The sequence below is a fragment of the Acidiphilium sp. 34-64-41 genome (assembly GCF_002282635.1).
GTDB classification, from domain to species: Bacteria; Pseudomonadota; Alphaproteobacteria; order Acetobacterales; family Acetobacteraceae; genus Acidiphilium; species Acidiphilium rubrum.
Map to the genome: position 1 here is coordinate 1 of NZ_NCJX01000099.1, position 10,835 is coordinate 10,835.

Genomic DNA, 10,835 nt, shown 5'->3' on the forward strand with positions numbered 1-10,835 from the left:
GGGGAAAAGCCAGTTCGTCACGCTGGTGAATGTCAATGGCCGCCATGGCGGGGGCCACTAGCCCTAGTGGGTGTCTGAGTCAACCGGATAGGCACGGAAAAGACTATCATTGGATTGAGTTGGGTGCTGCTGGATGGGAGGGTGGCGGAGGGGATGTCTGCCGAAGCCTGATATCAGGTAATGTCAGAGCAGGCGGAAACATGAAGGAATAGGCTGAATCCGATCGATCTGTTGTCTCACATAGCGTCATTGCATCTCACCCAATCTCATGTTAGGTTGTGGGCAGAATTGAGGGCAATCGAAATGAGCAAGCTGACCGATCGGGCGATCAAGGCAATCAAGGCAGACGGCCGATATGGGGATGGGCGCGGTTTGTGGTTCGTTCGGCGCGGCGGTTCGACCGCTTGGCATTTCCGGTGGATGCGGGAGGGTAAGGCCCGCGAGTGCAGCCTGGGTGCATATCCCGTGGTGACATTGGCCGAAGCCCGCACGGCCGCACTCGACGCGCGCCGGTTGATCGCTGGTGGTGGTGATCCGATCGAAGCGCGCAAAGCCAGCAAGGCCACGGGTGGGCGGACGTTCGAATCCGTGGCCCTGGAATATATCGAGGCGCACAAGGCAGGCTGGCGGAATGCCAAACACGGCGCGCAATGGTTGGCCACCCTGGCCGCATACGCCTTCCCCATCATCGGCGCGAAACCGGTCCAGGCAGTGACCACGGATGATATCCTGGCCATCCTGAAACCGCTCTGGCAGGCCAGGCCAGAAACCGCGACCAGATTGCGCGGCCGGGTGGAATCCGTGCTCGACTATGCGAAAAGCCGGGGGTGGCGCGCTGGCGAGAACCCGGCGGCATGGCGCGGGCACCTCGACAACCTGCTACCGGCCCGATCGAAGGTTTCGGCCGTGGTGCATCATGCGGCGGTTGCGTGGCGTGACCTGCCCGGCCTGTATGAGCGCATCGCGGCCGGCGGCGGCATATCGAGCCGGTGCCTCGCCTTCACCATCCTGACCGCTGCCAGATCAGGCGAGGCGCGCGGGTGCCGATGGGATGAGATTGACCTAGACGCCCGCGCCTGGACGATACCGGGCAGCCGGATGAAGGCCGGCAAGCCGCATCGGGTGCCGCTATCCGATGCAGCCGTGGCAATCCTGAGCGCCATGCAGCCCCTACAGCGTGGTGCAGATGGCCTTGTCTTTCCGGGTGGCGTTGTTGGCAAACCCATGTCGGACGTGGCGTTAAACAAGGCCCTGGCGGCGGCCGGAGGCGAGGCAGTCACTGTGCATGGCATGCGCTCGACGTTTCGCGATTGGGCAGCCGAGGCGACCGGCACCCCGCGCGAAATTGCCGAGGCCGCGCTCGCACATACCAACCGGGATAAGGTTGAAGCCGCCTATCTCCGTGGCGATCACTTTGACCGGCGGCGGGTGCTGATGGACGCATGGGCAGCCCATTGCGAGCGGGTGCCGGCGGCGAACGTGGTGCAGATCGGGGCGCGGGCATGACCGGCGGCGGGTGCCGATGGACGCATGGGCAGCGCATTACACCCGCCCGCTGTCCGATAACGTGGTCTCGACCGCCGGACGTGCCGAATTGGCTGGCGGCGGAGTGATCCTCTGCCGACCGGCGGCGCGAAATGCAACAAAACAGCTAGATTCCAACGGAATTGAGTGACGTTGCCCCCGCATCTGCCCACAATCGGCCCGTGCTTCGGTCCGGCGCCTGCGTCAATTAAATTAACATACCGTCACCATACCGCATAGGAAGCCGCTACAGCCGGTTTTGACGGTTGCCGCATGAGGGGTGGCGGGCACTTCCTGAAAACGCCCTGGCGACCCCTCTGCGTGGCGGGAATGGGCTATGGCAGCACCGAGAGTGGGCGGCCTGGCTGACGGGGGAGGCACCGCCCCGGCCGATCGATGGGGGGGGATACCCCTGAATCGCAGATCGACCCCGGCACCCCGGCTAGCCCTTTTACATAGCAATTTCAACATTTTGCGCCCTCCCAAAAAATTTTTTTGGGTTATAGGGGCTGCTAATCGAAAAAATTTCGGATTTTTAGACGTGGACTCGAAACCATAGGCCATTTTTCGTTGCTTATCCGCCAATAATTTATGCTTGATGGCGCATTTAGGCTATGCTCATCCATTGCTGATTCCGCGGCTTATACTTGGCCAAAATGGGGCTTTGCGGATAATCGATTGCCATAACCCCCATGCCTGATGTAGTTAGAGATATCAACAGTCGGTTAGGAACAGTGACGTGCTATACAACATCAAAGAATTGGCCGTGCCGGGCAAGCTCGGATCGCGTGCCACGGTGTGCAGACTCATCGCCAGCGGCGAACTGTCCGCGGTCAAGCTGGGCCGGCGCACTCTAGTGCCCGACGCGGCGCTACAATCGTTTTTGGCGAGTCTGCCCGTCGTGCCGGTACGACCCAAACCGGCGGCTCTGAAATGAAAACGCCACCGCCGAACCGTGCCAGCAGTGGCGTTTTAATCGACACGGAGGCGACCGAAGCGAACTCTGTCTGTCACACAGAAGCGAGTCTGTGCAAGCGTTCTGAAGAAATGGCAGGGAAATTATCATCATGAATGTCACGGGAAACGACTTCGATGCGATTGCCGCGCAATTGGCGGACGCCACCGAAGCGGAGATTGACGCTGAGATTGACCGCCTGCCGCGGCGCTCCGAAATGGCAGATAATCTCTATGCGGTGAAAAGCAGAAACCGGGATCGGCGATACGAGGAATCCAAGGCGGCGCGAAAGGCCAAAGCTCTAGCCGAGGCACTCAGACCGATTCTGACCGTCGTTCGGAATGACCATCCGCCCGCGCCAAGGCCGCTGCCGGCCGATACCGAAGCGATGGCGACGGTTGACCCCTTCTTGCTCGACTTGGTGCCGATTCCCGAACGCGATTGGATTATCCCGGATTGGTTGGGCGTCGGGTATGTGACCGGGCAGTATGGCGACGGCGGTGTCGGCAAGGGCATGACCGCTCAGGCCCTGCAAACCGCCACCGCGTCCGGCACCGCCTGGCTGGGGTATGCCGTTACACCCTGCCGCTCAATCGGCCTCTATTGCGAGGATGATTCCGAGGAATTGCACCGCCGGCAAGATCGTATCAATCGAGCCACGGGCGTATCGTTCTGCGATCTTGAACCGATGCGGTGGGTCACCGGAGTAGGACACGACAACACATTTTGCACGTTCGACCGCGCCGGCGAGATGACCATCCATGACCGCTACCACCAGATTGTCGGGTTGGCGCGCGAGCAGAACGCCAAGCTGATCGTGCTCGACAACGTGGCCGATCTCTTTGGAGGCAATGAAAACGATCGCAATCAGGTGCGCCGGTTCATCAACCTCCTAAACCGCCTTGCCCTCGATCGGGGCGCCGCCATCCTGTTAAATTGCCACCCCTCCCGCGCCGGCCTTGCGAGCGGCAGCCTGGATGGCGGTAGCACGGCTTGGTCAAACTCCATGCGTTCACGCTGGACCATCGCCCGGATCAAAGGCGATGACGGCACGGACTCCGGCGAACGCCTCCTGAGCCGGGCCAAGGCCAATTACGCGCCGGACGGCGGCACGATCCGGTTGCGCTGGGAATCCGGCGCGCTAGTGCCAGTGGCACGACCGTCTGGCGCGTCGGCATCGAGCGAACGCTATCAAGCCGAATATGTTTTCCTGACGTTGCTCGATCGGTGCGGCGAACAGAATGTGTTCGTATCGGAATCCCGAAATGCCACCAACTACGCCCCCAAGGTTTTTGCGGCCCGCCCCGATCGCGAGGGCATTAACCGCAAGCAATTTGAGACCGCGATGGCAGCATTGTTTGCGGACCGAAAAATCACGATTGAAGATTACATGCGGTGCCGCAAGCCGTGCCGCCGGATCGCTCGACAGGCCGCACCGTAGATCGCTCAATGACCCCCAAAAATTCGTTGCGTATGTGGGTGCGACAGGTGCGGGAGGTGCGGGAGGTGTGCTGTAACCCATTGATATTGCTTGCGGGAGGTTGCGGGAGATGTGTCCCCCCATACCCCTACATGGCTGCGCCGGCTTTTTCGAGCCGGGCGCACCATCAGAATTTAGGACCGCGGAATGGAGCCTGACATGAACGAAACCATCATCCCTGCCGCCGCCGGTGCCGAGTGTCTGCTCTTCCTACGGCCGCTCGACGGCGTCGCTTGCATGACTCGCCGCGCGGTCGTTGCCTGGCGAGTCACCAGCGAGGGGGCGGTGCCGGTTTTGGTTGGTAACCGAGAAGATGGCCCGGCACAGAGGGGGGCACTTTTATGGCACGCCGAACCCGATGGGCTGTGGCGGTTGGATGGGTGCTTTTCATCCGAGACGCTCGAACGGGCGAAACAGATCAGCTTCGACATCATAGGGCGGACGGAATGATTGACCCCGCCGACCCCCTGATCCGACCGGGGCCGAACGAGCTGCGCCGCCTCTGCGCCGCCACCCGATGCCGACGCTATGCCGGGGCTGGCCACGATCCACCAACGTGCCTCGCCTGAAAATCCACCGGCTTGCGTCTCTTTTTCAATAGGAAGTGTTATGAAAACCACTGAATCCGCTGAAATCACCGCCGCCCCCCAAACACAGGAGCCAACCGACGTGACCGAAGCCACCGAACAGCCTGCCGAAATCGAAGCCGATCCGAGGCATCCCGCCCTGATTTCCGCAGAGGCCGCTTTGAAGGTTGCCACGGCGAACCAGGAAGTCGCTGGTGCGGCCCTCGCCACCGCCGAAGCCGACCACGCCACCGCCGCCGCTGTGGTTGAGGCACTCGTGGCGCAAGCGGCATCTGGGCAGCCGGTAGCGCCCAAGGCCCGCAAGACCGCCATAGACGCCCTCGACAACGCCGCGGGGACGCTCGACTTCGCTCAGAGAACCCACGCCGGCGCATCGGCATCTGTGGCCACTGCCGAGAAGGATTGGCGCGGGGCCGACCGGTTAGAGCGCGTCCGCCTCTGGACGATTGAGGACCGAAAGCGGATCGCAATCGCTGATCGGGTTCGAGCGGCTTATGGCGAATTATCGGCGTGCCTTGAGGAGATGGACGCCATCCAGGCTGCGAAAAATGCCCTAGCCTCAATCCCGTGGGCGACACACTCGATGCATACGCCGGCCGAATCCGCTCCATCCAACCATCATCTATTCGTTGCGGAGTTACCAAAGCGGATCAGCATGGCGGTGCAGGCGATTCGCCTGATCTAACCGCCGAGCAAGCCGGGCAGAGTCGAGTCTGCCCGGCGCAAGGTTCCCGTCATGGGAATGTTCCACGGCCCCGCCATGACCGCCGCGCGCGATAGACCAGACGGATCATCCGCCCGCCCGCACCACGCCAAAACTGACGCGCCGTATCCCATCGTATCCCGCGAGATCATGCACGTTTGATGGCAATTTTGTGGGCAGACAATTTTTTCGAGCCAAAATATCGCGTATTTTCAATGGTTTATCAGGATACGCTGGCGGAGGGGATGGGATTCGAACCCACGAGACGGTTTAACCCGTCTAACGGTTTAGCAAACCGCCGCCTTCGGCCACTCGGCCACCCCTCCGCCGGGGTACACGGCGTATGCAGGCGTGGTTCTAGTCAGCGCGGGCTGGTTCGTAAAGGGCGGATCGGCGGTTTGATGCAAGGTGTCGCATATTCTGACAAATGGTTTATCTTGGCGCCCATGCCGATTAATCCGCGCCGCTGCGTTGCTGCGTTCATCAACCCGTTGGGTCGGGACGGGCTCGCGTGAGTCTTGGGCGGGGTGCTGCGCATGGGGCGGCCTGGAATCTGATGACCGCGGTCGGCGAGCGGGGGCTTGGCTTCATCGTGCTCGCGATCCTGATCCGCCATGTCACGCTGCGCGATGTGGGTGTGGTGGCGATTGCCTCCGCGCTGTCCGAGATCGGCCGGATGGTGACGACCGGTGGCGCCGGCGAGCAGGTGATCGCATCGCCGGGGGATCGGTCGGTCGAGGCGGGGGCGTTCTGGGCGCAGATGCTGCTGGCGCTCGCGATGTCTGCCGCCTTGTTCGCCGCGGCACCCTTGCTGGCGCTGGCGTATGACGCACGGCCGATCGCCTGGGTGACGCGGGCTCTTTCGATCAATATCGTGATCGGCGCGTTTCTGATCGTACCGTCCGCACGCCTCGCGCAGCGGTTCGGGTTTCGGGCGCTCAGCCTGATGTCGCTGGGTGCCACCAGCCTGGGTGGCGTGGTCGCGCTGGCGCTGGTGTTCACCGGCCATGGGCTGCCCGCACTGATCGCGCAGCGGATTGTGGGGATCACGTTTTATGCCGTTGCCGCCTCGATCACGGCGCGCTGGCGGCCGCCGGCGTTTCCGTCGTGGCGGGTGATCGGCGATGCGATGCGGTTCAACATTCCGATGATGGGGGCCGCGTTCGTCGATTATATCGCGGCGACGGGGTACGTCGTGCTGATAGGGATCCGCATGCCGGTGGCCGCGGTCGGGCAGTTCCGCATCGCGCAGCGCCTGGCCGAGGTGTTGCAGGAATTATCGATCTTTCCGGCGAGCAAGGTGTTTCTGCCGGTGTTCGTGGCGGTACGCGATGAGCCGGAGCGGCGGTTTGCCGTGGCGCGGTCGCTGATGGATGTGATCGCGATTTTCTCGCTCGCGGCCGCGGCGATCGCCGGTGCGGTGGCCAAGCCGCTGGTGGTGCTGATGTTCGGGGCGCGCTGGGTCGAGGCCGCACCCGTGTTTGCCGCGATGAGCCTGATCGTGCCGGCGGCGGCGATCTATGCGTTCGTCAATCCCATGCTCACGGCGCTGCGCCGGCCGGTGCTGGTCTCGGTGTTCGCCGGGCTCAATGCGGTGACGATTGCGCTGGCCGCCTGGTTTGCCGCGCCGTTCGGGTTGATCACGCTTGCCTGGACACTCGCATTGCGGGGGGTGGTGACCGCGCTGCTGCTGCTGCCGGCGCTCTCGATCGGGATCGGCCGGTCGGCATGGCCGCTGCTGCGGCTGTTCGTGGCACCGTTCATCGCCCTGATTGCCGCACGGGTTGCGGCGGCGGCCGCGGTATCGGCGTTTGCCGGCGGTGCCTCGCTGGGGGCGCGGATGATGGCGGCGCAACTGGTGATCGGTGGTCTCGCGGCGGGGGTGGTGTTTCTGGGGGTGCTGCTGATCCTCGCCCCGCGGCGGGTCATTGCGCTGGCGCGGCGTCTCCTTGCGATATTTCGCCGGACGGTGGTGGTGGCGGAGGTGGCGGAAGCGGGCTAGGCGCGTCGCCGAAAATGCGGGCGAAGCCTGATCGCAGCGCAACATCGACCGCTGGCATGGGTGCGGCGATCCCGATCGCTGCCAGCGAGGTCACGCCGTGGGCGCTGATGCCGCAGGGGATGATGCCGTCATAGGCCGCGAGGTCGGGGGCGACGTTCAGGGCGATGCCGTGATAGCTCACCCAGCGCGAGACCCTGACGCCGATCGCGGCGATTTTGGCTTCGCGGCCGGTTGCCGGATCGACGACCCAGATGCCGACGCGGCCTTCGCGGGTTTCGCCCTTTATGTCGAAAACGGCCAGGGTTTCGATCAGCCAGGCTTCGAGCCCGGCGACGAACTGGCGGATGTCGCGCGCGGGCACGATGCCGTGTGGGCGGGCGAGGTCGAGCATGACATAGGCGATGCGCTGGCCCGGCCCGTGGTAGGTCCATTGGCCGCCACGGCCGGTGCGGAAAATCGGCGTGGCGCCGGGGGCGACGAGGTCAGTATCCTGCGCCGAGGTGCCGGCGGTGTAGAGTGGCGGGTGTTCGACCAGCCAGATTTGCTCGTGGGCTGTCCCTGCGCGGATCGCTGCGGCGCGGGCTTGCATGGTCGCGAGTCCGGCCTGGTAATCGAGCAGGCCGGGTTCGGTTTTCCACTCGATCGGGGTGGTTGTTGATACCGGCTGATCCATCGGCTATAGCGCTCCCGCGACGGTGCGGCCGTGGCGAAATGGTAGACGCGCAAGCTTGAGGTGCTTGTGGGGGAAACCCTGTGGAAGTTCGAATCTTCTCGGCCGCATGACCCTCCCCGATCCGGGGTTTTTGCCGTTTTTTCGTAAAAACGACGATCTTGCTTTTTCCCGATCGATGCCAACCAGCCATGCGGTGAGACGGTTGCCCGGACGTGAGGCATCGCGCATTGTTGGGGTAGCAGGGAGATCAGATAGCATGGACGACACGCTCCGTAAGGCCGCACTCGATTATCACCGCTACCCGCGGCCGGGCAAACTCACCATCACGCCGACCAAGCGGATGGAGACCTCGCGCGATCTCTCGCTTGCCTATTCGCCCGGCGTGGCGGCCGCCTGCCTCGCGATCAAGGACGATCCGGATACCGCCTATGACTACACGATCAAGGGCAATCTGGTCGCGGTGATCACCAACGGCACCGCGGTGCTCGGGCTCGGCAATATCGGGGCGCTGGCATCCAAGCCGGTGATGGAGGGCAAGGCGGTGCTCTTCAAGAAATTCGCCGGTATCGACACGTTCGACATCGAGGTGAACGAGCCCGATCCGGATAAATTCATCGAAGTGGTCGCCGCCCTGGAGCCGAGTTTCGGCGGCATCAATCTTGAGGATATCAAGGCGCCGGAGTGTTTCCGGATCGAGCAGACCTTGCGGGCGCGGATGAATATTCCGGTGTTCCACGACGATCAGCATGGCACCGCCATTATTGTGGGTGCAGCGGTGCTGAATGCGCTGAAGGTGCAGGGCAAGTCGATCGAATCGGTGAAAATCGTCTCGTCCGGCGCCGGTGCGGCGGCGCTTTCATGCGTCAATATCCTGATCGCGCTGGGGGCGCTGCGCGCGAATATCACGATGACTGATATCGAAGGTGTGATCTATCAGGGGCGGCCCAAGCTCGATGCGACGCTGGAACCGGTGGCGCGCGACACCAACGCACGCACCCTGTCCGAAGTGCTGGACGGGGCGGATATTTTTCTCGGGCTTTCGGCACCCGGCGTCTTGAAGGCGGAATGGCTCGATAAATTCGCGCCGAATCCGCTGATCCTGGCGCTCGCCAATCCCGAGCCTGAAATTCTGCCCGATCTGGTGGCCGCGCATCGGCCGGATGCGATCATCTGCACCGGGCGGAGCGATTTTCCGAACCAGGTCAACAACGTACTGTGCTTTCCATTCATTTTTCGCGGCGCGCTCGATGTCGGGGCGACGGCGATCACCGAGGGGATGAAACTGGCCGCGGTCAATGCGATTGCCGAACTCACGCGGATCGAGGCATCGGACACGGTGGCGGCGGCCTATGGCGGGCATGCGCCGGTGTTCGGGCGGGATTACATCATTCCCAAACCGTTCGATACGCGGCTGATCCTGCATATTGCCCCGGCGGTCGCCCGGGCGGCGATGGCGGAAGGGGTCGCGCGCCGGCCGATTGCGGATTTCGATGTCTATATCAGGGAACTCGAGCGGTTCGTGTTCCGCTCCGGCCTGCTGCTGCGCCCCGTCATCGAGGTGGCGCGTTCGGCGAAATCGCGCATCGTCTATGCCGAAGGCGAGGACGAACGGGTGCTGCGGGCGGCGCAAAGCGTGGTCGATGATCATTTGGGCGTGCCGCTGCTGGTCGGTGATACCAACGCCATCGTGCTCGCGCGCGATACCACCCTGTCCGCCAGGCTGCTCGCCGATTACCAGCGCCTGGTCGGCCGTCGGGGCGTGCCGCCGGATGCCGCGGCGCGCCAACTCGCGCGGCGGCCCACCGTCGCGGCGGCGATGATGCTGGCCTCCGATGAGGCGGATGCCGCAATCTGCGGCGGACTCGGCGACTGGTCGCGCCAGTTCCGCTACGCGCTGCCGATCATTCCGCGCCAGAAAGGCATCAACCGGATCTCCGCCGTCACCGCGCTGATCCTGCAGAGCGGCAATCTGTTTTTCTGCGATACGCATGTGAACGAAGATCCGAGCGCCGAAGATATCGCGGAAATGACCCATCTGGCGAGTGCGATGGTGACGCGTTTCGGGATCGCACCGAAAGTGGCGCTGCTGTCGCATTCCAATTTCGGCGCCGCGCAATCGGCCTCGGCGCGCAAGATGCGCAAGGCCCTGGCACTCATTCGCGCGCAGGACCCCGACCTCGAGGTGGACGGCGAAATGCACGCCGATGACGCGCTGTTCGAGCCGATCCGCAATCGCTCGGTCTGCGATTCACGGCTGACCGGTTCGGCCAATCTGCTGGTGATGCCGAATATCGACGCCGCCAATATCAGCTTCAACCTGCTGAAAGCCGCCGGCGAGGCGGTGACCGTGGGGCCGCTGCTGCTCGGCCTCGCCAAGCCGCTGCATATCGCGGTGCCGAGCGTGACGGCGCGCGGGTTGGTGAATATGAGCGCGGTGGCGGCGATGGAGGCTGTGCTGGCGGGGTAGGGAAGGAAGGGGAAGGCTTCTTTTTTGTAAAAAAGAAGCAAAAAACTTTTTGACTCTGGGACTGGGGGTTTGGCTGGATTTCGCCCCCTTCGCACGCCCATATTGTTGCGATATCGCAACAATATGGGCGTGCGAAGGGGCTTGGGTCAGGCGGGTTGAATTTTGAAATCAGGCGTTGGTGTGGGGGAGTCGGACGTGGTGGGTTCTGGCGTGCCGAAGAGGATGTGGCGGCGGGAGTCGGGCGGTGGGTCGGGGGCGAAGGGGGGTTCGGTGGGCAGGTCGATGCCCATGGCGTTGTAGAGCGGGGTGAGGATGCGGATGAGTCTGGGGTTGGCTTGCAGGAATCCTGCGAATTCGGGGTCGGCGAGGATGTGTTGCAGGGTGAAGCGGGTGAAGCCGGTTTCGGGGATCAGGCGGTAGAGCCAGGCTTCGCGGCACGGCAGG

The 10,835-nt window shown here is 63.3% G+C and carries 8 protein-coding genes, 2 tRNA genes and 1 pseudogene; 8 read left to right on the forward strand and 3 right to left on the reverse strand.

Annotated features, from left to right (window positions below):
• Positions 1 to 303: 303 nt before the first annotated feature.
• The 5 genes from B7X49_RS15970 (at position 304) to B7X49_RS15990 (ending at position 5,231) form a co-directional block, all read left to right on the forward strand.
• On the forward strand, positions 304 to 1,506 hold the full coding sequence (locus tag B7X49_RS15970) for a phage integrase central domain-containing protein (protein ID WP_286705001.1): 1,203 nt from the start codon (positions 304 to 306) through the stop codon (positions 1,504 to 1,506).
• A gap of 757 nt (positions 1,507 to 2,263) precedes the next feature.
• Positions 2,264 to 2,461, forward strand: coding sequence for a helix-turn-helix domain-containing protein (locus B7X49_RS15975; protein WP_286705002.1), 198 nt, complete (start codon positions 2,264 to 2,266; stop codon positions 2,459 to 2,461).
• Positions 2,462 to 2,633: 172 nt separating this feature from the next.
• The gene (locus B7X49_RS15980; protein WP_286840167.1) at positions 2,634 to 3,920 is read left to right on the forward strand and encodes an AAA family ATPase; all 1,287 of its coding nucleotides are present in this window, start codon (positions 2,634 to 2,636) and stop codon (positions 3,918 to 3,920) included.
• A 198-nt stretch (positions 3,921 to 4,118) separates the two neighbouring features.
• Positions 4,119 to 4,409: a hypothetical protein gene (locus B7X49_RS15985; protein WP_286705004.1), complete on the forward strand. Its 291-nt coding sequence runs from the start codon at positions 4,119 to 4,121 to the stop codon at positions 4,407 to 4,409.
• Positions 4,410 to 4,568: 159 nt separating this feature from the next.
• Positions 4,569 to 5,231, forward strand: coding sequence for a hypothetical protein (locus B7X49_RS15990; RefSeq protein WP_286705005.1), 663 nt, complete (start codon positions 4,569 to 4,571; stop codon positions 5,229 to 5,231).
• A gap of 252 nt (positions 5,232 to 5,483) precedes the next feature.
• Here B7X49_RS15990 and B7X49_RS15995 read toward each other — a convergent pair.
• Positions 5,484 to 5,575 (reverse strand) — tRNA-Ser (locus tag B7X49_RS15995).
• A 185-nt stretch (positions 5,576 to 5,760) separates the two neighbouring features.
• Here B7X49_RS15995 and B7X49_RS16000 point away from each other — a divergent pair.
• A complete protein-coding gene (locus B7X49_RS16000) occupies positions 5,761 to 7,251 on the forward strand; it encodes an oligosaccharide flippase family protein (RefSeq protein WP_286705006.1) in 1,491 nt (496 codons plus the stop codon).
• On the opposite strand, the gene lipB is transcribed toward B7X49_RS16000, so the two are convergent.
• Positions 7,175 to 7,924, reverse strand: coding sequence for a lipoyl(octanoyl) transferase LipB (gene lipB / locus B7X49_RS16005; RefSeq protein ID WP_286705007.1), 750 nt, complete (start codon positions 7,922 to 7,924; stop codon positions 7,175 to 7,177). The genes B7X49_RS16000 and lipB overlap by 77 nt on opposite strands.
• 24 nt (positions 7,925 to 7,948) lie before the next feature.
• Here lipB and B7X49_RS16010 point away from each other — a divergent pair.
• Positions 7,949 to 8,031, forward strand: a tRNA-Leu gene (locus tag B7X49_RS16010).
• A 149-nt stretch (positions 8,032 to 8,180) separates the two neighbouring features.
• Positions 8,181 to 10,391: an NADP-dependent malic enzyme gene (locus tag B7X49_RS16015; protein ID WP_286840171.1), complete on the forward strand. Its 2,211-nt coding sequence runs from the start codon at positions 8,181 to 8,183 to the stop codon at positions 10,389 to 10,391.
• 146 nt (positions 10,392 to 10,537) lie between these two features.
• Here the strand turns inward: B7X49_RS16015 and B7X49_RS16020 are convergent.
• A pseudogene (locus B7X49_RS16020) lies at positions 10,538 to 10,835 on the reverse strand (hypothetical protein); the annotation flags it as partial.

Excerpts from the sequence above, each read along its gene's own strand:
- B7X49_RS15970 (WP_286705001.1), top strand. The coding sequence starts at position 304 with ATGAGCAAGCTGACCGATCGGGCGATCAAGGCAATCAAGGCAGACGGC.
- B7X49_RS15985 (WP_286705004.1), top strand. The coding sequence starts at position 4,119 with ATGAACGAAACCATCATCCCTGCCGCCGCCGGTGCCGAGTGTCTGCTC.
- B7X49_RS15990 (WP_286705005.1), top strand. The coding sequence starts at position 4,569 with ATGAAAACCACTGAATCCGCTGAAATCACCGCCGCCCCCCAAACACAG.
- lipB (WP_286705007.1), bottom strand. The coding sequence starts at position 7,924 with ATGGATCAGCCGGTATCAACAACCACCCCGATCGAGTGGAAAACCGAA.
- B7X49_RS16015 (WP_286840171.1), top strand. The coding sequence starts at position 8,181 with ATGGACGACACGCTCCGTAAGGCCGCACTCGATTATCACCGCTACCCG.